General features: G+C 39.6%; 16 protein-coding genes. 12 read left to right on the forward strand and 4 right to left on the reverse strand.

Annotation, left to right across the window (positions count from 1 at the left end):
• The first annotated feature begins 1 nt into the window (after window position 1).
• The 5 genes from JAZ75_RS18030 (at window position 2) to JAZ75_RS18050 (ending at window position 5982) form a co-directional block, all read left to right on the forward strand.
• Window positions 2-1654 carry a SusD/RagB family nutrient-binding outer membrane lipoprotein gene (locus JAZ75_RS18030; RefSeq protein ID WP_208697249.1) on the forward strand — a complete coding sequence of 551 codons (1653 nt, stop codon included), beginning with the start codon at window positions 2-4 and terminating at the stop codon, window positions 1652-1654.
• A gap of 30 nt (window positions 1655-1684) precedes the next feature.
• Complete coding sequence (locus tag JAZ75_RS18035) at window positions 1685-2881, forward strand: purple acid phosphatase family protein (RefSeq protein ID WP_208697251.1); 1197 nt, start codon at window positions 1685-1687, stop codon at window positions 2879-2881.
• A 1-nt stretch (window position 2882) separates the two neighbouring features.
• Entirely contained in the window at window positions 2883-3743 is an 861-nt protein-coding gene (locus tag JAZ75_RS18040; protein ID WP_208697253.1) for a glycerophosphodiester phosphodiesterase family protein, read from the forward strand.
• Between the two features lie 159 nt (window positions 3744-3902).
• Complete coding sequence (locus JAZ75_RS18045) at window positions 3903-5441, forward strand: SulP family inorganic anion transporter (RefSeq protein WP_208697255.1); 1539 nt, start codon at window positions 3903-3905, stop codon at window positions 5439-5441.
• A 70-nt stretch (window positions 5442-5511) separates the two neighbouring features.
• Entirely contained in the window at window positions 5512-5982 is a 471-nt protein-coding gene (locus JAZ75_RS18050; RefSeq protein WP_208697257.1) for a DinB family protein, read from the forward strand.
• Window positions 5983-6034: 52 nt separating this feature from the next.
• On the opposite strand, the gene JAZ75_RS18055 is transcribed toward JAZ75_RS18050, so the two are convergent.
• The 4 genes from JAZ75_RS18055 to JAZ75_RS18070 all read right to left on the reverse strand — a co-directional run bounded on the left by JAZ75_RS18055 (window position 6035) and on the right by JAZ75_RS18070 (window position 10786).
• Window positions 6035-6994, reverse strand: a complete 960-nt coding sequence (locus tag JAZ75_RS18055) for a helix-turn-helix transcriptional regulator (protein ID WP_206368235.1) — start codon at window positions 6992-6994, stop codon at window positions 6035-6037.
• Window positions 6995-7162: 168 nt separating this feature from the next.
• Window positions 7163-8161: an ATP-grasp domain-containing protein gene (locus tag JAZ75_RS18060; RefSeq protein ID WP_208697259.1), complete on the reverse strand. Its 999-nt coding sequence runs from the start codon at window positions 8159-8161 to the stop codon at window positions 7163-7165.
• A 14-nt stretch (window positions 8162-8175) separates the two neighbouring features.
• Complete coding sequence (locus tag JAZ75_RS18065; protein WP_208697262.1) at window positions 8176-10014, reverse strand: flavohemoglobin expression-modulating QEGLA motif protein; 1839 nt, start codon at window positions 10012-10014, stop codon at window positions 8176-8178.
• On the reverse strand, window positions 10001-10786 hold the full coding sequence (locus JAZ75_RS18070) for an N-formylglutamate amidohydrolase (RefSeq protein WP_021191141.1): 786 nt from the start codon (window positions 10784-10786) through the stop codon (window positions 10001-10003). The genes JAZ75_RS18065 and JAZ75_RS18070 overlap by 14 nt, the downstream gene beginning before the upstream one ends.
• 126 nt (window positions 10787-10912) lie before the next feature.
• Between JAZ75_RS18070 and JAZ75_RS18075 the strand changes: the two genes are divergently transcribed.
• The 7 genes from JAZ75_RS18075 to JAZ75_RS18105 all read left to right on the forward strand — a co-directional run bounded on the left by JAZ75_RS18075 (window position 10913) and on the right by JAZ75_RS18105 (window position 23334).
• Window positions 10913-11929 (forward strand): ligase-associated DNA damage response exonuclease, encoded by a 1017-nt coding sequence (locus tag JAZ75_RS18075; protein WP_132767633.1) that lies wholly within the window; start codon window positions 10913-10915, stop codon window positions 11927-11929.
• Window positions 11926-13524: an ATP-dependent DNA ligase gene (locus JAZ75_RS18080; RefSeq protein WP_132767634.1), complete on the forward strand. Its 1599-nt coding sequence runs from the start codon at window positions 11926-11928 to the stop codon at window positions 13522-13524. Before JAZ75_RS18075 ends, JAZ75_RS18080 begins: the two co-directional genes overlap by 4 nt.
• The gene (locus JAZ75_RS18085) at window positions 13521-16001 is read left to right on the forward strand and encodes a ligase-associated DNA damage response DEXH box helicase (RefSeq protein WP_208697264.1); all 2481 of its coding nucleotides are present in this window, start codon (window positions 13521-13523) and stop codon (window positions 15999-16001) included. The genes JAZ75_RS18080 and JAZ75_RS18085 overlap by 4 nt, the downstream gene beginning before the upstream one ends.
• A gap of 1 nt (window position 16002) precedes the next feature.
• Window positions 16003-16665, forward strand: coding sequence for a ligase-associated DNA damage response endonuclease PdeM (gene pdeM / locus JAZ75_RS18090; protein ID WP_208697265.1), 663 nt, complete (start codon window positions 16003-16005; stop codon window positions 16663-16665).
• Between the two features lie 352 nt (window positions 16666-17017).
• On the forward strand, window positions 17018-20209 hold the full coding sequence (locus JAZ75_RS18095) for a SusC/RagA family TonB-linked outer membrane protein (RefSeq protein WP_208697267.1): 3192 nt from the start codon (window positions 17018-17020) through the stop codon (window positions 20207-20209).
• A gap of 14 nt (window positions 20210-20223) precedes the next feature.
• Window positions 20224-22122 (forward strand): RagB/SusD family nutrient uptake outer membrane protein, encoded by a 1899-nt coding sequence (locus tag JAZ75_RS18100; protein WP_208697269.1) that lies wholly within the window; start codon window positions 20224-20226, stop codon window positions 22120-22122.
• Window positions 22123-22146: 24 nt separating this feature from the next.
• Window positions 22147-23334, forward strand: a complete 1188-nt coding sequence (locus JAZ75_RS18105; protein WP_132767644.1) for a DUF5000 domain-containing lipoprotein — start codon at window positions 22147-22149, stop codon at window positions 23332-23334.
• Window positions 23335-23344: the final 10 nt, after the last annotated feature.

Genomic DNA, 23344 nt, shown 5'->3' on the forward strand with positions numbered 1-23344 from the left:
AATGAACAATTATTTTAAAATTATAAAAATAGCATTATTTGTATCCGCCATAAGTTTTTGCTTGTGGAGCTGTAAAGATCTCACGGAAATCAATATCAATCCAAATGGTGTTAGTGAGGAAGACGCAAATCCAAATTTACTTTTACCTACGATACTTGCTGGTGCAGGAAGTAAATATAATGATCTCAGTTTTACTGATCTAGGTGGTGTAGTTCAATACACCCAACTGGATGCCTGGTTTGATTCGCACAATGATTATGAGTGGACTGGGGGGATATTAAGTTGGGATGCTTATTATGGATTCTTACGCGATAATGAATTGATGCGTCGCCGCTCTGAAGAATTGGGGCTTGATTTTCATCATGGAGTTTCACTGGTCATGCGCGCTTATCTGTTTGGCTTGATCACAGATTTGTGGGGCGATGCCCCTTATACCGATGCGTTGAAAGCTGAACAGGGCGGAGTGCAGTACAACTTCCCAAAGTTTGATCGACAAGACGTGATCTACAAAGGAATAATTGAAGAACTGAAACAGGCAAATACCCTATTTTCAAAACCAAATGGCCGTTATGACGTTTTGGCAAGTGCAGATATCTATTTTGGGGGTAACGTCGCAAAATGGCGCCGTTTTGCGAACTCATTGGCGTTGCGTTACTACATGCGAATCGCTGAAAAAGAAAATACATTTGCTAAGCAAGGAATAGAAAATATGCTGGCTCATCCGGCTGATTTTCCCATAATTACATCTGCAGAAGATGAGGTTTTGATGAGTTTTATGGGAAATAATGCATCAGATTCTTGGCCTTCGAATACCGTTTATGATGCAAGTGGGAGTAATTTTCGCCGGATGAAAATGTGTGCAACACTTGTTGATCGCTTGCAAGCTCTTCATGATCCACGCATTGCAGTTTGGACCAAAAAGGTGGAAATCCCGATTGAGGTTCGTACGACTGAACCAAATGGAACGGATAAAATTGTGAACGGTGTACGCATTGTTTCGCCCGATGTGGTGAAAGGTATTGCGGTGGATGTGGATGCTCAATATGTAGGGTTACCACCCAGTGGTTCTAAAAATCCATCGGCTTATAATCTCAATCCGAGCCCTGGACAAACGTCGGTGAATCCGCATGTTTCTTACCTCAATGATAGCTATAAAGCAGCTAAGGGGGGAATACTGAAAGCTCGACTACTGGCGGCATCTGAAGTGAGTTTTATATTAGCTGAAGCGGCATGGAAGGGATGGGCATTGCCAGAGTCTGCAAAGGCCTATTATGAGCAGGGTGTACGCAATTCGCTCGCTACCTGGGGCAAAGAAGATGCGTATAACGTATATATCCAACAACCTGGTGTCGCCTTTAATAACACCCAAGCACAGATTATGGAGCAGAAATGGATTTCTAACTGGTCAACAGCAACGCAGGCTTGGTTTGACTATAGAAGGACGGGCTATCCGCAATTGAAAGCTGGGCCTGCTGCGATTCGTTCTCAATTACCATTACGTATTCCATACATGCAGAATGAAATGAGTGTGAATCAAAAAAATGCAACAGAAGCATTGGCTAGAATTGAAAAAACGGCCTACTCACAAGCAGATAATGAAAATAGTGCATGGTCTAAATCTTGGTTGTTACAAGGAACGAACAGACCATGGTAATTTTATATGTACACCATTAATATTGATGAAATGATTTTAAAGAATTTAATTTTATCCTTGAGTCTGTGCTGTGCCCTATATACAGGAACAGCACAACCGAGCGATCGAGGCCTATATCCTGATCGTATCACGTTGACTTGGTCAGATCAACCATCAACGACACAATCTGTAAGTTGGCGGATAAATGGTTCTGCGACTAAAGCTGTGGGGCAGGTTGTAGAGGAGCAGAGCAGCCCTGATCTGGAGAAATCTGCACAGACAGTATTAGGTGTAACGAGTCCATTGACAATTGAAGGTCAGACTGCGGATAACTATGGACAGGTTTCGTTTCAAGGCCTAAAGCCTGGTACAATCTACACCTATCGCGTAGGGGATGGTAAGAATTGGAGTGCGTGGAATCAGTTTCGTACGGCTGATGTAAAGGGTGATTTTTCATTTATTTACCTGGGCGATGCGCAGAATGATTTACGCTCGAAATGGTCCCGATCTATTAGAAAAGCTTTTCAACAGGAGCCTAATGCACGTTTTATTGTCCATGCTGGCGATTTGATAAACCGTTCAAACAACGATAGCGAATGGGGGGAATGGCATGAAGGAGCTGGATTTATCCATCAGATGATACCTGCTGTACCCACACCAGGCAATCACGAATACCGTAGAGACTCTATGGAGCAGCTGGTCTTAGATCCGCATTGGAAAAAGCATTTTAATCTTCCTAGAAATGGACCAGTGGGAATGCAAGATGCGGTGTATTATTTAGATTATCAGGATGTGCGCATGATCTCTTTAAATTCGCAATTGATCATGCTGGATTCTATTGCTGCTAAAAAACAGGAACAATGGTTAATGGAGGTTTTGGCATCTTCAAAAGCCAAATGGAATATTGTGGTGATGCACCATCCGGTTTATTCAACCGCAAAGAATAGAGACAATACCATTCTTCGAGAACGTTTTAGACCTATTTTTGAAAAATATGGCGTAGACTTGGTTTTGCAGGGACATGATCATACCTATGCACGAGGAACAGCTGGTAAAGTTCGTCCGGTATATCTCCTTTCTGTAGCAGGGCCAAAGATGTATGGTTCCGATTCGGAACGTTGGATGGAAGTGTCAGGTGCGCAGACGCAGCTCTACCAAGTTATTCGGGTTACGGACAGTAAACTTATCTTTTCAAGTTATAAATTGAATGGACAATTATTTGACTCATTTGAACTAACTCACAAATAACATGATACATGTATTAACTATTTTTCGGGTTCTGTTAATTGTTTTAAGTATTTTGTTTTCAGTTGCTTATGGTCAATCTGGTCGTTTGCTGACCAAGCTGTCGGAAAAAGAACAGCATATTGCTGCTCACCGCGGGGCGCATAAGGAATTTCCTGAGAATTCAATCGCCTCCATTTTGGAGGCGATCAGGTTAGAAGTTTCTGTTGTTGAAATCGATATTCGCAGTACCAAAGATGGTGTGTTGATCTTGATGCATGATGCAACGGTAGATCGCACAACAACAGGTAAAGGAAAAGTGAGTCAGCTGACCTATGCTGAAATACAAACCTTGTATTTACGGGATACTCCAGCAGGTGCTGCCTCTAACTGTCATATTCCAACGCTTAAGGAAGTACTACGCTTATGTAGAGGTAAAATTATATTGGATATAGATTTTAAGGAAGAAAACGAAAAATATGTGGCAAAAACTTTTGAATTGATTGCTGCAGAAAATATGGAAGATGAAGTTCTGTTCTTTTTATACGATCACCGACTTATCGAAAAGTTTTATAAGCTCAATCCTCGTATCACTCTTTTTCCTCGTGCACGGAGTATGAAGGATCTGCATGAGATACTAAAATCCAAACGAACTTCCATTGTTCATATTGATGAGTCTTTCGATAATTATAATGAATTAGTAAAGCTTAAAGATCAGGGTGTTATTTTGTGGATGAATACGTTGGGCGATACAGATGAAAAAGCTCTTCGTGAAGGAAGTACTGTTTACGAGATCTTCCTGAAAAAATACCCTTATGTTAGGATTATACAGACGGATAATCCATCTCTCTGGAAAAATATGCTTTCTGGAAAGCATCGTCAGTAAAGATTTTCGTAGGATGCGATTTAACAGCTAATCATTTGCGCTATTATTTTTTGATTCAAATGCATCATGCTCTTGTTGCAGTTTCAATGCTAATGAAAAAGAATATAAAATACACAAGGATCTGCGGATGCTTGTGTATTTTTGCAAAAAATAAGTTCAATGAGCGCAATACTTCGATATTTAAATCCACACGGTAAAATAAACTATAGAGTAGAGATTTTGGCAGGATTGACTGTAGCGATGACCATGATTCCAGAATCATTGTCATTTGCTATACTAGCTGGTCTTTCTCCTTTGACGGGTCTCTATGCCGCGTTTATAATGGGCATGGTCACGGCCACTTTGGGTGGGAGACCGGGAATGATTTCTGGCGGTGCAGGAGCAACTGTCGTCACACTCATCGCGTTGATCAGCATGCATGGTGTTGAATATTTGTTTGCTACTGTTGTACTGGCAGGTATTTTGCAGTTTATGGTAGGAGCTTTCAAATTTGGGAAGTTCGTCCGACTGATTCCGCAACCCGTGATGTATGGCTTTCTTAATGGTTTAGCTGTAATTATCTTTATGTCTCAGGTCGAGCAGTTTAAGACTGTAGATTCTTCAGGAGTAACACATTGGTTATCGGGTGCTTCAGCCTATATTATGTTAGGGCTTACTTTATTTGCAGCATTAGTGGTCTATCTATTCCCTAAGATTTCTAAAGCGATTCCAGCATCATTAGTAGTCATATTGGCCACCTTCTTGCTCGTGTATATTTTTAAGATCGATACCAAAACAGTGGGCGATATCGCTTCTGTTAAGGGTAACTTACCGGCATTTAATATTCCTTCTGTACCCTTTACTTGGGAGACAATAACTATTATCTTTCCATTTGCGCTGGTTATGGGCTCGGTGGGGATGATTGAGTCGCTTTTGACCCTATCAATGGTCGATGAACTGACAAATACGAAAGGAAACGCTAATAAAGAAGCTATGGCGCAGGGAACGGCGAATCTGGTAAATGGATTTTTTGGAGGGATGGGAGGCTGTGCTATGGTGGCACAAACGCTAGTTAATATTAATGCAGGGTCCCGTTCACGACTTTCCGGTATTATCGGTGCCCTCACAATATTGACGATCATCCTGATTGCTTCTCCTTTTATTGAACAGATACCGATGGCTGCTTTAGTGGGGGTAATGATGGTGGTGGCTATAGGAACTTTTCAATGGATTTCTTTCCGTATTATCACTAAGATGCCGAAGTCTGATGTAATCGTCGGTATGCTTGTCGCACTAATTACGATTGTGTTGCACAACTTGGCTTTAGCTGTACTGGTCGGTGTGGTGATTTCGGCACTTGTATTTGCTTGGGATAATGCAAAACGTATTCGAGCTCGAAAAACGATTGATGAAGTCGGAAATAAGGTGTATGAAATTTATGGTCCGCTATTTTTTGGGTCAGTAGCTGGATTTTTAGAGAAATTTGAAGTCAATGAAGACCCTGATCTTGTGATCGTTGATTTTAAGGAAAGTAAGATTACAGATATGAGCGCTATAGATGCCGTTAATAAACTTGGATATAAATATCAGAGTCAATCTAAAACACTTCGCTTACGCCATCTGAGCGAGGATTGTAAAGCCATCATGAGGAAAGCAAACAGTCCGGTAGAGATTGAGGCTTCTGAAAATGATCCGACTTATAAAGTAATGCCAAAATAATTTTTTACTGCTGACAATAGGCTGTCACTATTGCTTGTAATTTTGATTTATCAATTAAAAATAAAGCGATATGAATACAGCAGCAGTTATTACCAAAGAAGAATTATTGAAACATTGGTTAGGTCATAGAAACCTGACTAGAAGAACGATCGAGAAGTTTCCTGAAGCAGAGCTTTTCACTTATGCTGTGCCGGGTATGCGTACATTTGGTGAATTGGCAAATGAACTGATATCGATTGCTGTTCCCGGTTTAACGGGCATAGTCAATAGACAGGTGGAAGCATATGCTGAAGCAAATAAGTATACAAGCAAGGCTGCCATTTTAGAAGTGTGGGATCAGCATACGGAAGAGCTTAAGCACTTATGGGGGCAACTTAAAGAAGAAAATTTTCACGAGACATTTAATTTGTTCGGTCAATATGAGTTTCCTGTCATTGAAAATATTTTATATTTTATCGATAATGAGATTCATCACCGAGCGCAAGGATATGTTTATTTGAGAAGTTTGGGGATTGAGCCTCCATTCTTTTGGGAGCGTTAATACCGCTAAAACTTACGACCTCCAAGGAGCAAGCTGCTCTCTGGAGGTTTTTTTATGCCAGTCGTTCTGCCTGAGATTTCAGTAAGGACCTTACCGTGTCTTTTAAAGATTGGGGGCTAATAATGTCTGCACGGTCACCGAACATCATATACCAGCGTGCGAATCCCATGTCAGCATTTTTGACATCAAATACCATTTCGACCATACCATCATTCAGGCTTTCTTTTTTAAAACCAAAATATTTACGTTCCCAATGTAGATAATGCGCAAATTGTGGATCGACATGAAGTACTACGCGCGTAAAATTAGCTTCCTTTTCTCGTTCTGCGAGATATTGTTCAAGATCAGGATGTTGTTTAAATTGTAATTGATCCAATATTCTAATGTTAGAGATGCGATCTGTACGGAACTGTCTATAATCGTTTCTTACCAAACAGAAAGCATAGATGTACCAATAATTACTTTCATGAAACACACCGATGGGTTCTATGTCACGTACGCTAGGTTCTTGCTGATAGGTAGCCTGATAGCTAATTTCCAATACATTTTTCTGGGCGATGCATTGAAATAGAGTCGTCAAAGTATTGGGAAGTGCTGAGCTCAGCTGATTATGCGAAATAGATTTCATGACCACATGTTTATCAATAGTTTCCATCCAATCCTTATCGGAACTCCGTATAATCGCCTTCAGCTTATAGATGGCCGAAGAGAAATGATCTTTCATTTCCTTATCGATAAATTTAAACACCAGCTTCTCAGCGGCTACAAAACTCGTGATTTCTGCTTTTGTGAACATCATTGGAGGAATCTTATAACCCTCAACCAGTTCGTAACCTAATCCTGCTTCACCAATGATTGGAATGCCTGCCGCAGTCAGGCTTCTAACGTCACGGTAGATGGTCCGTAAACTGACTTCAAAACGGCTTGCTAGTTCTTGTGCTTTGACCGTTTTTTTGGATTGAAGTTGAATTAATATTGCTAGTATGCGATCAAATCGATTGAGCTGTTCCACTGTGATGTTTTCTTCTGAATGCTATTAAATATGGGTTTAAGATATAGAATAATTTTTGAAGACAACGATTGAAAGGGATAAATTTATTCGAACCTTTTGGTACACATCCTATTGAAAAAACAAGGCATCACATGTGATGCCTTGTTTCAATAGGAATGCTGTACTACCTTATTTTTTGATTGTTGTTTCTTCCAGATCCTTGATGATAGCAGTAGCATAATCTTCACCATTAAGTTCTGATGCCTGTAGCAATGCGCCAGGACTAAAAACGTTGATTTCCATTATTTTGTCACCGATAATATCCAGTCCTACGAAATACATCCCGTCCTGCATCAGTTTGTCGGCCACTTTCTGTACCATTTGCAGTAGTGCTTGACTGATCTCAGCAACTTGGGCTTTGGCTCCCTGGTGGATATTGCTCCTCAATTCTCCCGCTGATTGTACTCTGTGCACACTGGCGTATTTTCCATTAACGAGCAGGGGTTTCCCATTGAGTAGGAAAAAACGGATATCGCCATATTGTGCATCGGGCAAATATTCCTGAGCGATTAAATAACCGTCGCGACAGATCACCTCAACAATCTGTTTGAGGTTTTTACTTTCCTGCTCATTGACTAGGAAGACATTTTTTCCCCCCGAACCCTTTAAAGGTTTCAGGATGATTTTATTGCTTTGCTCTTCAAAAAACCGCTTCACGTCATCGTAATTTCGCGTCACGATCGTGTGGGGACGGATTTCTTCGGGAAAGTTTTCGAGGTAAAGTTTATTTTCCGCATCAACGAGAGCGCGTGGATTATTAAGTACGCGTACACCAAGATTTTGTGCGAGCTGAGCAAACTGTAATCCCATAGATGCTGCCCAAGGCCTATTGATCATGTCAAGAACGGGGTCAAATCGCAGCCAAATAATATCTAGCTCCCGTAACGATATTTTTTCCTTGGCGGTAGACCGTAATTTATCAATCAATTGATCGGTATCTGCTATACCATCGATCTGATGTACAGCACGGGCATGAGCGGCTATTTTATCCTGATCCAGGTAAACAAAATCAGCAAGACCGATGTAATAGACGGAGTGGCCACGTAGGAGCGCTTTGTAAGCTAACAATGTTGTTGTGAAACTGGCCTTTTCTTTGTGTGTCTGATTGATGATGAATGCGATTTTCATATAGGAAAGTGCTTTTAATGATTTGAAAGGTTGAAAATATTGTCTCCTGATTTGATTTTTTCTAAGTTCTGTAAATAAGGTTCTGCCAGATAGCGTGGTTTTAGGATCGGATTGTTTAATAATCCTCTTTGTGTTAATTCTTCAACAATGGGGATATAGTCTTCCCGGATTTTACCAATGAGCAAAGGAGAGAGCTCTCTTCCCTCACGGATATAGGTAATGATGCTCATGAGGCCTTTTAGATAGAGAGCATCTTTTGTTAAGCCACCACCGCGGTATACTCTGGTGCAGATATGAAAGGCTATTTCTTCTGTGAAATGATAATGATCTACCAATAAGAAGAAGGTATCGCTGAAATTATGCCCTGCTAGCATATGGTGTACTGCCACTACACGTGCAGCTATAATCCTTAGACGGTCTCCGCTAAGCTCGTTGACCATGTATTCGGAGAATACAGCAAGTCCTTCCTGCAATTGCTCATAACCGGGTACACCCAGGCTGAACAGTTTAAATGGCTGCGACTTGCCATTGAAATAGGTAACAATGTGGGTACCTACTTCATGCTGTATGAGGGCAATGGCCCTGCTCGCTTCAACCTCATAATATTTGCTGATGTTCAATACACCTCGGTTGACCATGATGCCTGTGATATCTTCGCGGATCCGGACGCCGGTCTCCAGTGAAGGAAATTGTTGTCTGAGATAATGAAGCTCTTCCTTTGCCAATTTGGCGAATTCGGTTGCATTGATCATTTTTTTTGGAGGTGCCGGCTTCTTGCTGTGTTGTTCGTATACCAGTAGAATAGCCTTTGCGGTCTCCAGTAAATTGTCATTGACATTTCCGAATACTTGGAGGCTGCCGTGCATAAAGCCTTCATTGCCACGATCAATCAGCATGGTCATCATAGCATCAAGTTCCTTACGTTTATCTCTAAAAAGATAAGCGATAGTCGGATCATCAATATCTTCAATACGTAGATTATAAAGATTGCGTTTCACCAGCTCCGGATCTATTGGCATGGGTCTATATCTAAATTTTGGTGATTTTAAAAATTTATCTTTCTTAAATTGTAACCATGCTTCACGGGTATTTAAAGGACTGACTAAGAGCAAAAAGTCGAATTTCTGACTTTCAGAAGCTAAATTCTGATCGATTTCCATAATAAGGGGTTGCAGTTCAGTTGTCTTGAGCATCCTGAACTGTGATACCTTTAATGATGTATATAGTCTGATAAATTCAAGAAAACTCTTGCGTAAACTTTTTGTAAATATTTCCCGATAATTGCGCAGAATGAGCGGATATACCTTTCCAGTTGAGACATCATTATAATGCGGTTTCAGTGCAATACCCATGTAAAGTAATTGTTTAAATTCCTCTGCCAATGGATTGATAATAGGAGTTATATCTCTATTTTTTGGTGACTTTGTCTCTTTTTTTATAGCAGTAGACAAGAACATATTCTGTTCATCTGATTCTAAATCTTTGATAAATTTTTGAGCAATAGGAAGTGCTGATTTCTGTGAAATATGGATGGCGACGTCTGTATCCATCTCTTTATCCTGCCAGATTTCAATCAATTGACATGCACCAAATTCATCTATAAGCTGTCTTATTATTGGCGTGATCACCGCATTGAAATCCAGATCTGATGATTTGCCTACTAAAGAACAAGATTCCGATTTAACCAAAGTGGATATCATCTGATCTTTGCCTTCTACAGGGATCCGATAAACCAAAAGTAGCGGAATGATGCGTTTGAGAACAAGTTTACTATCTTTCGAAAACTGTATATGAACGGGCTCTTTTTGTATGATGGATGTAACTGCTTTCGTAATCGCTTTACTTTGATCCATAGTGACTTTGGTAGCTGTTTTTGATATACGATACAGAAGATCGTAATAGTTTTTTTAATGACTCGATATGATCAAGATTAGGAGTTCCTGTCCATTCATTCATAAAGTCTTTACGAAACTCAATAGAAAGTACACATCCTTTCTGACCATATTTACTGGTGACCCATTTGGAAAGATAACCACCTGAAAATTTGACGTTCTCACGTACGTCGATCTGGTTTTCATTTATATTGTGTTCTTTCAAGTATTTTACAAATGAGTCGATCAAAGGCCTCCAAATACCTTTATTGTTGATCGTTCCAATATTTATCTCTGGATTTGCGTAGGTGTCGACTGTTTCATCAGGACCCGATCGTTTAGCATTGTAACTATGGATATCATAAATGATAAAATACCCATTTTGCTGAATGCTTTTTTCAATCATTCCCGAAAGAACTTTTTGAATATAATGATAAGATTGTTTGAGTTGTGCTAAGATTGTCTTAGTAGGAGGTTGCTTCCATACATTAAGCCCCCATGCCTGATCAGGGCGTAGATATACGGAATCTTGAATAGGTCTATTAAGGTCTACTTGGAATCTGGAGGTTTTAATAATCAGCCGATTAGTGTCTAGATCTGTCAGCATACCCGTGTAAGGATCCTCCTCTCGTAATCGTTCGGATTCTGAAAGACTCATGATAGGTGATAGTTGTGGGGCAATCTGATGTCCATCATGTATAGCTAACGCTAGAACTGGTCCACCTTTTTCTTCCAATACATATTCTATTTCCATATTATTCTTTGCTTAAATTAAGTAGATCGTATATCTAGTAAACAATTTCGTGGACAAATAGTTTGAATAGTTGCTCATCAATATGCGATGTAAACTAATTCGCGGCATGCTTGTTATTAGAAATATATGGGATTGATAACTTTTACTAATCGCGGTATTTATTGTAAACAAGGTGATTTTTACGTGGACCCCTGGTTGCCGGTAGATTATGCTGTAACCACGCATGGACATGCAGACCACGTGCGCTGGGGCAATAAATACTATCTGTGCCACCATTTGACAAAGGCGATTATCAAATGTCGTATAAGCGAGGATCTGGTTGTCGAATCAATGGCATATGGGGAGAAAGTTTTTAGAAATGGTGTTCAGATTTCTTTTCATCCTGCTGGACATGTGATTGGCTCTGCTCAGGTTCGTCTTGAATATAAAGGTGAAATCTGTGTAATTTCTGGAGATTATAAAGTAGAATTTGATGGCATTAGTACGGCTTTTGAACCGATTAAATGCCATACGTTTGTTTCTGAAAGTACATTTGGACTTCCTGTATACAACTGGTTGCCTCAAGATGTCCTATTTGACGATATCAAGCATTGGGCAGCACAAAATAAAGAAAATAATAAAACGACCGTGCTTATTGCTTACAGCTTGGGGAAAGCGCAGCGTTTATTGCATAACCTAGCAGGATATCTGCCGATCTACGTGCATAATAGTATTGGTCGACTCAATGTAGCTATTGAACAGGCCGGAGTTACATTGCCTCCCTACAAAACAATAACAGCGGATATGAGCAGGGATGAGCTACAAGGGGGTATTTTAATTGTTCCACCGGTCATGCGAGATAGCAAGTGGATCAAAAGTTTGCAGGGTGCTGCTGTTGGTATCTGTTCAGGATGGATGCAGGTGCGTTCGCATCGAAGATGGCAGAGCGCTGATGCGGGATTTGCACTGAGCGATCATGCCGATTGGAATGGATTGATCACGGCCATAAAAGCAACTGAAGCTGAAAAGGTTTATGTAACGCATGGTTTTACATCGGTCTTTTCCCGCTATTTGACCGAGCAGGGAATACCAGCTGAAGCCGTGACAACACAATTTGGCATTGAGGATGAAGAAGCGGTAGCGGAGAAAGGGGGTGATCTTTGAGAAAGTTTAGCCGTTTAATTTCCAGACTCGAACAGAGTAATAAAACTAATGATAAATTAACTGCTTTGGTTGACTATTTTTCTGAAGCGGAGGACGCCGATAAAATTTGGGTTATTGCTTTGTTTACGGGCAAGAAGCCTAAAAGAACGATCAGTACTAACTTGTTGAAAGAGTGGATCACCGAGATCACTGGATTACCCACCTGGTTGTTTGTAGAAAGTTATCACAATGTTGGCGACTTGAGTGAAACGATTGCTTTGCTTTTGCCTCCTTCTACATCCACATCCGATATTCCATTGCATCAATGGATATTGGCTTTGAAGAACTTGTCGGATAGTAGCAATGAAGATAAAAAGGAATTTGTTTTCAACGCTTGGGAAAAACTGAGTACGCAAGAAAGATTTGTGTTTAATAAGCTGATATCAGGTAATTTTCGTATCGGTATCTCATCTAAAAATTTAATTCACGCGCTTGCAAAATTATCAGGTCTGGATACCAATCACATCACGCATAGCATTATGGGAAAATGGGATCCTGAGAAAATTTCTTTTGGTGACTTGATAGGTGGTTTGCATGTTAATACTGATAGTTCCTGGCCTTATCCTTTTTGTCTGGCATATCCGATCGATGTGCCTGTCCATGAGTTAGGATCGGTGGATAATTGGCAGGCAGAGTGGAAATGGGATGGAATCAGAGGGCAGATTATTAAGCGGAATGATGAATTATTTATCTGGTCACGTGGGGAAGAACTGGTAACAGACCAGTTTCCAGAATTGCACGTTGCTTTATCTGGTCTGCCAAACGGTACCGTAATCGATGGTGAAATATTGGCTGTACGTGAAGGCGAAGTATTATCGTTTAGTACTTTACAGCAACGGCTCAATAGAAAAACAATCAATAAAAAGCAACTGGATGAGGCTCCTGTCGCCTTCTATGCCTATGATGTATTGGAATATGGCGGTATGGATTATAGAGCTGAACCGCTCCATAAAAGAAGGGCTGTGCTCGAAAAGTTATTGCCAATAGCGGAGACAATTTTGACGGCTCCGATTGTTCCTTTTGATTCTTGGGAAAATTTAGTTGTAGAACGGAAAAAGTCTCGCGAACTGAATAGTGAAGGCATTATGCTGAAACGTCAGGATTCTTTGTATCATAGCGGTAGAAAGAGAGGAGATTGGTGGAAATGGAAAATAGAACCTTTTACCATAGATGTGGTGATGATTTATGCGCAAAAAGGAAGCGGGAGAAGAGCTAATTTTTTTACAGACTATACTTTTGCAGTACGCGACGGAGATCAGTTTATTACGATCGCGAAAGCTTATTCAGGTTTGACGGATAAAGAGATTAAAGAGGTCAATAGTTTTGTGGTCAAAAATGCCATAGAGAAATTTGGCCCTGTACGGACTGTAAAACCAGAACTGGTATTTGAGATTGCTTTTGAAGGAATAGCAGTTAGTAAGCGTCATAAAGCAGGGCTTGCGCTACGTTTCCCCCGAATTGTGCGCTGGAGAAGAGATAAAAAAGTAGATGACATCAATACGCTGGAAGATCTGCAGATACTATTAGAATCAACTATGAGGGATAGTGAAAGATGAAAAAAACGGTAGGCTATCAAAAAGTTGTGAAATGGTTGAAAACCCGGAAAAGAAAACCATTTCCCTTTCAAGAAGAGACATGGGCATCTTACTTGGAGGGATATAGTGGTTTAGTCAACGCACCTACCGGATTTGGTAAAACCTATTCTGTCTTTCTGGCACCCATCATTGCTTATCTGAATGAGGAGGGCAATGGAAGTAAAAGAAAAGGGAAATTGGGCTTGCGTGTAATCTGGATCACACCATTACGTTCATTGGCCAAAGATCTGGCACGTGCGATGGAAGAAGCTTTATTTCAGCTTGATGTTGACTGGAGGGTCGGCGTGCGGAACGGCGATACTTCAGTATCTGAAAAGCAGAAACAAAAACGAGCCATGCCACAAGTATTATTGATCACACCAGAAAGCTTACATTTACTTCTGGCTCAGAAAAATAACGATAATATCTTTGATGATCTAACCTGCATAGTTGCAGATGAATGGCATGAATTATTAGGCACTAAAAGAGGTGTCATGGTTGAGCTGGCGCTATCCCGAATCAAAGGTATGGTAAGTTTTAGAGAAAACAGGACGCTTCGCATCTGGGGAATTTCGGCGACAATCGGTAACCTCGAAGAGGCTTTAGCGGTTTTGCAACCTGATCATCAAGTGTTGAAAATAATTGTAAAAGCAGCAACTGAAAAGAAGATCCAGATTCAATCAATTATCCCTGATACCATCGAAATGTTACCTTGGGCCGGGCATCTGGGGATAAAATTGGCCGATAAATTAGTTCCTGTTATCAAAAAGAGCAAAACGACCTTGGTTTTCACGAACACCCGAAGTCAGGCAGAGATCTGGTTTCAGCATTTACTGAAGATCCATCCCGATTTTGCGGGTCAGATGGCGATACATCATGGTTCGATAGATTATGAATTACGCAACTGGATTGAAGAAGCATTGCACACGGGAGTATTGAAAGTTGTGATCTGTACCTCATCTCTTGATTTGGGCGTGGATTTTAAACCGGTTGATACTGTGGTGCAAGTAGGGTCACCAAAGGGTGTAGCACGTTTTTTACAACGTGCCGGAAGAAGTGGACACTCACCCTTTGAAACGTCAAAGATCTATTTTATGCCGACCCATGCGCTCGAACTGCTAGAAGTCGCTGCGATTAAAACAGCGGCTAAAACACAGCAGATTGAAAGTAGAGAACCTTTTATCTTGCCTTTTGATGTTTTGTTGCAATACTTGGTAACTTTAGCTGTAGGAAATGGATTTGATAATAAAATAATTTTTGAGGAGGTTAAGAATACCTATGCCTTTTCTGAATTGTTGGCTGAAGAGTTTGACTGGTGTATGCAGTTTATTACACAAGGAGGCTCAAGTCTGCAGGCTTATCCTGAATTTCACAAAGTGGTGTTCGACGAAACAGATGGCTTATGGAAAGTAACCAATAGGCAGATCGCAATGCGTCACCGCTTGCATATAGGTACTATTGTGAGCGATGCTATGCTGAAGGTTAAATTTATGACCGGAGGTTATGTGGGTATGGTTGAAGAGTATTTTGTGTCAAAACTAAAACCGGGTGACCGTTTTAATCTCGCAGGTAGAAGTTTGGAGTTTGTAATGGTCAGAGATATGCTTGTGCTTGTTAAAAGAAGTCAGCATAAAAAAACCATAACACCAAGCTGGCTGGGGGGCAGATTGCCCTTGAGTTCTAATTTAGGTGCTATCCTGCGTCAGAAATACAGTCAGGTATTGGTCGGAGAACATGAAGAGGAAGAGCTTAAGGTGATGAAACCCTTATTCGAATTGCAGGAATCGATTACACATGTACCTAGGGCGGATGAGTTTCTAGTAGAATTAATACATACGAAAGAAGGATATCATCTTTTTGCTTATCCATTTGAAGGGCGATTGGTACATGAGGTTATGGCGGCACTTATAGCCTACCGAATTTCAAGATTGATACCTATTACTTTTTCAATAGCGATGAATGATTATGGTTTTGAATTGCTGAGTGATCAAGAAATACCGATGGATGATGCTATTGTCTATGACGTTTTTTCTCCCGATAACCTAAGCGCAGATATTAGTGCCAGTATCAATGCCACGGAGATGGCAAAGAGGAAGTTTAGAGATATTGCCTGTATTTCGGGACTGGTATTTCAGGGTTATCCCGGTAAATATTTAAAGAATAAGCAGATTCAATCTTCTTCCGCTTTGTTCTTTGATGTTTTTGAATCCTATGATCCCAAAAATCTCTTATTGCGTCAGGCTTATGATGAAAACTTTCATTATCAGCTCGAAGAGCCACGTTTGTTGCATGCGCTGAATAGAATACAGCAAAGTACCATCGTTTTAAAGTGGGCAGAGCGTTTTACTCCATTTTCTTTCCCGATCAAAGTGGATAGTATGCGGGAGAGCATGAGTTCTGAAGAACTCGAAGCACGAATTGAAAAGATGAAGGCCGCAGTGTTTAAAAACTTGGATTAAGATGTACAGAATTATAAAAAGAGGAAAAACGATCATCATGGATAAAGACCGGGCTCTCTATATACCGGCATATCACATGCTGGTCATCAGTGATATTCATTTAGGTAAATCCGGACATTTTAGGAAGGAGGGATTACAGATTCCTAAACAGGTGTCCGATACCGATATGCTGCGTCTGGATAAACTATTGGAAGTTTATAATCCCAAAACCTTATTGGTAACAGGTGATATGTTCCATCACGATCATAATCTGGATCTGGAAACATTTCGTGAATGGAGAAAGAAGTATGCATCATTAGAGATTATTCTAGTGAAGGGAAATCATGAAAGATTATCCGTTCTATTCTATGAGGAACTCGCCATAAAACTGTTTTCAGATTACTATGAACTGGGTGAGTTTTGTTTTGTTCATAATAGAAAAGATGCACCAGATCGGGGGAAGTTTATATTTTCAGGACATATACATCCAGGTATCTTGTTAAAAGGGAAGGCCCGACAACGGATAAAATTACCTTGTTTTGTCTTTGATGATACGGCGGCACTTTTACCTGCTTTTAGTTTGTTTACAGGATTGTCTCTAATCGAAGTTACTAAAGAACAGGAAGTTTTTGCGATAACAGCTCAACGTGTACTCCCAATGGGAACACGCAGAGCTGAAATTTGAATAAACTGACCTCACTAATCTTATTGCTATTCTATTTCTGAGCAATGATTTCACTTAAAAATAAAGGGTAACTCAAATTAACCCTTATCAAAATAATAGATCGTATTTCTGATTTGATGTAAATTATTTATAATATTATTTACTTCTCAATACCTGTGTTTTTTATGTCCCTATAAAAAATAGCAATCAAAACCTGTCGCATTTTAAGTCAATTAAATCCTTTTCGAAGAGTAATAAGAAATAAAAATGTTTGGAGATATGAAAATTTGTTTATACTATTGTAGTAGGATAGAATAGTATAGACTCCTGTGCTACTTCATCTCATAAACCAACTATAAAATAATAACTAATTATGAACGATTATTTGTATCATCAATTCTGTAAATGGCACAGATTAGGTATTGTCTTTTTTTTCTTACTCATTTCTAACCTTGCATGGGGTCAATCACCATCATTTGAATTAAAAGGTATCGTACTGGATAGTGTGAGTCAATTGCCAATTTCAAATGTTACCATTGCAATAAAAGGAAAAAAAGCATTAGTATCCACAGATTCGCAAGGGCAATTTTTAATTAAAGAAGCGCATATTGGCGATGTTTTGCAATTTACTTCGGTCGGATTTGAAAGTAAATCCGTTAAAGTTGAAAATCAAACTAGGTTAACCATTTATCTCGCATCTTCGAGTTCTAGTTTGGATGAAGTGACTGTTGTTGCCTATGGCACGCAAAAGAAAACCAGTATGGTTGCTTCGATCACTTCGATCAATCCCAAAGAAATTAAAGGTCCCACTTCCAATTTGACTTCTATGTTAGCGGGGCGTGTTGCCGGTTTGATCGCTTACCAGCGAAGTGGTGAGCCCGGTAATGACAATGCATCTTTTTTCATCAGAGGTGTTGGATCATTTGGAGCAGGAAAAAAGGATCCACTGATCCTGATTGACGGAATGGAATCTAATACAACAGCATTAGCAAGGTTGCAACCAGATGATATTGCCGGGTTTTCAGTTTTGAAAGATGCCGCAGCTTCAGCATTATATGGAGCTAGAGGTGCAAATGGGGTTGTGCTTGTCAATACAAAAAGTGGTATCGTAGGAAAGGCTAAATTTAATGCACGATTTGAAAATTCAATCTCGACCAACACGCGTAATTTTAAATTTGCAGATAATATTACTTACATGAAGATGGCCAATGAGGCTGTCTTAACGCGCGATCCTAGAGGTACACTTCCTTATAGTCAAAATAAAATTGACCATACTGAAAATGGTGACGATCCACTTCTATATCCGAACAATAATTGGATAGATCAATTAATAAAAGATCACACCAATAATCAACGTTTTAATTTTAACGTGTCTGGTGGTGGAAATTTAGCGCAATACTATGTTGCAGGTACTTTAAATAGTGATAAAGGGATTTTAAAAACGGAACAAGGGAATAGTTTTGATAATAATATTAATTTAAAGAATTACTCGCTACGTTCAAATATTACGCTTAATATTACGCCTACAACGACAGGGATTATTCGTACATCTGCTCAATTTGATGATTATACCGGTCCATTAGGTGGATATGATAAATGGGGTAATTTGATCAACGGCGGTCAACGTGTCTTTCGCGAAGCGATTTGGTCTAATCCGGTGATGTTTCCAGCCATCTATCCGTCGTCTTATTTGCCTTATTCGACACATCCGTTATTTGGTAATAATTATATTCCAACAACTAAGACCTTGTATAATAACCCATATGCTAATATGGTAAATGGTTTTCAGGAGTACAATAGTTCAACTGTTAATGTACAACTTGAACTAAAGCAAAACTTTGACTTTCTGACAAAAGGTTTGTCCGCGAGATTAATGGCTTACACGCAACGCTACTCTTATTTCTCCGTTATGAGAAGTTTCAAACCGTTTTACTATAATTTAGTCAAGATACCGGGAACTGATAATTCGATATTAAGTCTGCTGAATGAAAATGAAGGGACAGAATATTTAGATTATAATCAAGGTAATAAAATATTGAATACGACTACCTATGGAGAGTTTGCTCTTAACTATAACCGTACGATAGGTGAAGATCATGATCTAACCGGGATGTTGATAGGTATTATTCGGAATTATCAAACAGCAAATGGAGGAGATCTGCAAGCTTCTTTGCCCGCACGAAACCTTGGTGTATCGGGACGTGGTACATACGCCTTTAAGAATAAATACCTTTTCGAGTTTAATTTCGGTTATAACGGATCGGAGCGTTTTTCTAAAGATCATCGGTTTGGATTTTTTCCATCATTTGGTGTAGGTTGGAATCTGCATGAAGAAAAAATGTTTGATTTTATGACTTCTTCTGTCTCGAGATTGAAATTTAGGGCCACATATGGTTTGGTTGGTAATGATCAGATTGGAGATGAAAATGACCGGTTCTTTTACCTGTCTCAGGTCAATCCAAACAATAGCGGTAAGGGATATTCATGGGGAAACAACTGGGATTATTCTAGACCAGGCTATTCTATATCGCGTTACGAGAATCGTGATATTACCTGGGAAAAAGCAACAACATTTGATGCCGGATTTGATCTGAACTTAAAAAACGGTTTAGGTGTCGTGTTTGATTATTATGATTCAAAACGGACTAATATCTTAATGGTGCGTTCTAATATTCCTTCGACTACTGGTTTTCAGGCAAATATCCATGCCAACTTAGGTAAAGTGCAAAGTAGGGGATTTGATCTAGCATTAGATTACAATAAATCTTTTGAAAACACGTGGTGGACACAGTTAAGGGGAAATATGACGTATGCCACTAACAAATTATTGGTCAATGAAGAGCCTAATTATCCTGATAATCTCAGTTACCTCACACATTTAGGACTTCCGATAAAGCAGGGATATGGATTAATTGCAGAAAGATTATTTGTTGACGATATGGAAGCCGAAAATTCGCCATTGCAAAACTTTGGTGGTGCTTTTAGAACAATGGGAGGTGATATCAAATACAGAGATGTAAATGGCGATGGTAAAATAACAGATCTGGATAAAGTGCCAATTGGTTATCCTACCGATCCGGAAATCATCTATGGTATGGGATTTTCAGTTGGTTTTAAAGGATTTGATATAAGTGCATTTTTACAGGGTTCTGCACGGTCTTCATTTTTTATTGATCCGGGTAACATAACACCATTTGCTATAAATGGGCCTTATCAAAATGGACTGTTACAAGAAGTGGCGAACAGTTACTGGTCCGAGGACAATCAAGATACTCGTGCATTCTGGCCTCGGTTGACGGATGGTTTTAATAATAACAACAATCAGTTTTCAACATGGTGGATGCGCAATGGTGCTTTTCTGCGCCTAAAATCTGTTGAGCTGGGTTATAATGTATCGGATAAGTTTCTGACCAGACTAAAGATGTCAAATGTTCGCTTTTATGTCAATGCGATGAATCTCGCAGTATGGAGCAAATTTAAAATGTGGGATCCGGAAATGGGTGGTGAGGGCTTAGGATACCCAGTGCAAGCAGTTTATAATGTGGGTATTAATATTGGATTTTAAAAAAGAAATGTATCATGAAAAAGTTAACTATATTAAAATCAGTGATTGTGTCAGGGGTATTGTTTCTTCAATCTTGTAGTTATTTAGATGTTGTACCCGACAACGTTGCAACTATTGATAATGCTTTTACGATGCGAAGCGAGGCCATTAAATATTTAGCAACCTGTTATTCTTATTTGCCTCATGATGGTGATCCGACGCGTAACCCGGCTTATATGGCTGGAGATGAGTTTTGGTTAGACTATCCGACACTCAGTATTGATGGGACGAACTGGAATATTGCCAGAGGTAACCAGAATGTCACGAACCCCTATGTCAATTATTGGGATGGCGCAATGTTTAATGGGATTCGTGACTGTAATATTTTTTTGGAAAACATACGCAATCCGGAAAAGGTACGGGACTTAACCCAAGATGAAAGAACGACCTGGGAGGGAGAGGTCTTGTTCCTAAAAGCTTATTATCATTTTATGTTGATGCGCCATTATGGCCCATTTCCGATTATGGATGTCAACTTAGATGTAAACACGTCTATAGAAGCTGCTAAAGTCAAACGTCAATCGATCGATGAAGTTGTTGATTATATTGTTAAAGTATTGGATGATGCTATAGTCAAGCTTCCCAATACCGTACAATCGCCTGTTACTGATTTAGGTCGTATTACCAAACCTATTGCTATGGGAATAAAAGCCAAGGTACTTTTGTATGCGGCTAGCCCTTTATTTAACGGTAATAAAGATTTTGCCAATTTTAGAAATGTCGATGGCAGTCTATTTTTTAATCAGAGTTTTCAAATCGAGAAATGGCAAAAGGCAGCACAGGCTGCAAAAGAAGCAATTGTAGCCTGTGAGAGTTTAGGAATTGGTTTGTATAAATTTCCAGGAACGGTATTCCCTTTGTCAGATACCACAATAACGCAGATGAGCATCAGAAATGCTGTGACTGAAAAATGGAATAAAGAAACCATTTGGGCTAATCCAACTTCTCGTGCTTGGCAGATGCAGTATTCTTCAATGGCACATATTGATCCTAATAATTCTGGAAATAATAGTGTTCATGGTACTTTAGCACCTACAATAAAAATAATTGAACAGTTTTATACGAGTAATGGTGTGCCTATAGAAGAGGATAAAACCTTAGATTTTTCTAATAAAAATCAGCTTCGGAGAGGTAACCATAGTGAACGGTTCAATAATATTGAAAATTACCAGACGGCACGTCTGCACTTTGACCGTGAAAATCGCTTTTATGCAAATGTTGGATTTGATGGAGGCGTATGGTTTATGGAAAATAGTCCGAGCCGTAGTGACGAAAATACATGGACAACTCAACTACGCTTAGGGTTATTCGGAAGTGGGATTTCCATCCCCATCACGACATACTACCCAAAGAAACTTGTTAACTGGAAATTTGCTTTTAAGGATGGCAACAGCTCTCATATAGAGGAATACCCTTGGCCAATATTAAGACTGGCAGACCTTTATCTGATGTATGCAGAGGCTTTGAATGAAAGTCAGGGTCCTGCTGAAGATGTTTTTTTGTATTTGGATAAAATTCGAGCTAGAGCGGGATTGAAAGGTGTTAAAGAATCTTGGAGTCAATATTCATTTAATAGTAATAAACCAAATACAAAAGACGGTTTGCGACTGATCATCCAACGCGAACGAAATATAGAGATGAGCTTTGAAGGCTCAAGATATTGGGATTTAAAAAGATGGAAGCTCGCGGCGCAGGAACTGAATAAGAATATAACCGGCTGGGATCGAAACCAAGATAAGGACCATCCCGAATTGTTCTATAAAGAACTTACTTTCTTTCAGCAGCGTTTTGTGGCACCGCGTGATTATTTCTGGCCAATCCGCGAAAATAACCTGCTTGTTAATCCCAATTTAGTACAAAATCCAGGATGGTAGTATGATTTTAAATCTGAAGAAATTATGAAAAATTTAATATATGTCAAAAATATAGTGCTCTTGATAGCCTTACTATTTGCTGTAAGTGGCTGTAAAGAGGAAAAAGGTTGGAACCTGCTGGAAGATGATCAAGCTAAACCGGGTGTTATCACAAACGTATCCGTGACCAACGGTTTTGGTAATGCCACGATTCGTTATTCTTTACCAGAAAGCGATAATTTGCTTTATGTCAAGGCAACTTATCAAATGGCCAATGGCGAAAACCGCGTCGTTAAATCATCGCAGTACAAAAATGAAATTCTTATTGATGGATTTCCCGATACACAGAAGCATGTTGTTAAACTATATGCTGTCAGTAAAGCTGAAATTGCATCTGACCCCGTTGACGTTACCGTTGAACCAAAAACGCCAATTTTTGATCTCGTATACGGTCAGTTAAAGGTTGTTGAAACATTTGGTGGTGTTCGCATCACTTCTATCAATAAGGAAAAAGGAAATATTGTTATTGTTCCTATGGTGGATTCTCTAAATAATGGGGAGTTCCTTCCTTTGGATAATTATTATAGTCAAGATTCAGTAATACTTTACAATATACGCGGATTAAAATCGAAGGAAATGAAATTCGCATTTTACATTCGTGACCGATGGCTCAATACATCAGATACGCTCTATAAAACGTTGAAACCGCTGGAAGAAAATCTTTTTGATCGTCAGCAGTTCAGTTCATTGCGTTTGCCGGGTGATGCTCAAGTTTTATATGGTACAGTTGAAAGTATGTGGGATGGTAATATGAATCCTTCAAGATGGCCTTCTCTTTATACAGTAGAAAGTGCCGGTACTCCGCAGTCTTTAACTTTCTCGGTCGGAAAAGAAGCAAAGATGAGTCGGATTGTCGTGTTCCCGAGGAGAGAGAACGGATTCTATGATAAGGGGAATCTCCGTGATTTTGAAGTTTGGGCAAGTAATAATCCAAATTTAGATGGTTCTTGGGAGTCTTGGACCAAATTGGCAACTTGCACAGTTCGAAAACCTTCTGGAACACCATCAGGCACAAATACCAATGCAGACGAAGTCTATGGTATAGCGGGCTGGTCATTTGACCTTCCAGAAGATGCACCTAAATATAAATATTTAAGGATTAGAAATCTTCGCAATTGGAGAGGTAGTTATTTTATGCAGATCGCTCAAGTACAGGTCTGGGGTGTTTATTGATAATTTAAAA

It is taken from the genome of Sphingobacterium sp. UDSM-2020, assembly GCF_016132525.1.
GTDB lineage: Bacteria > Bacteroidota > Bacteroidia > Sphingobacteriales > Sphingobacteriaceae > Sphingobacterium > Sphingobacterium anhuiense.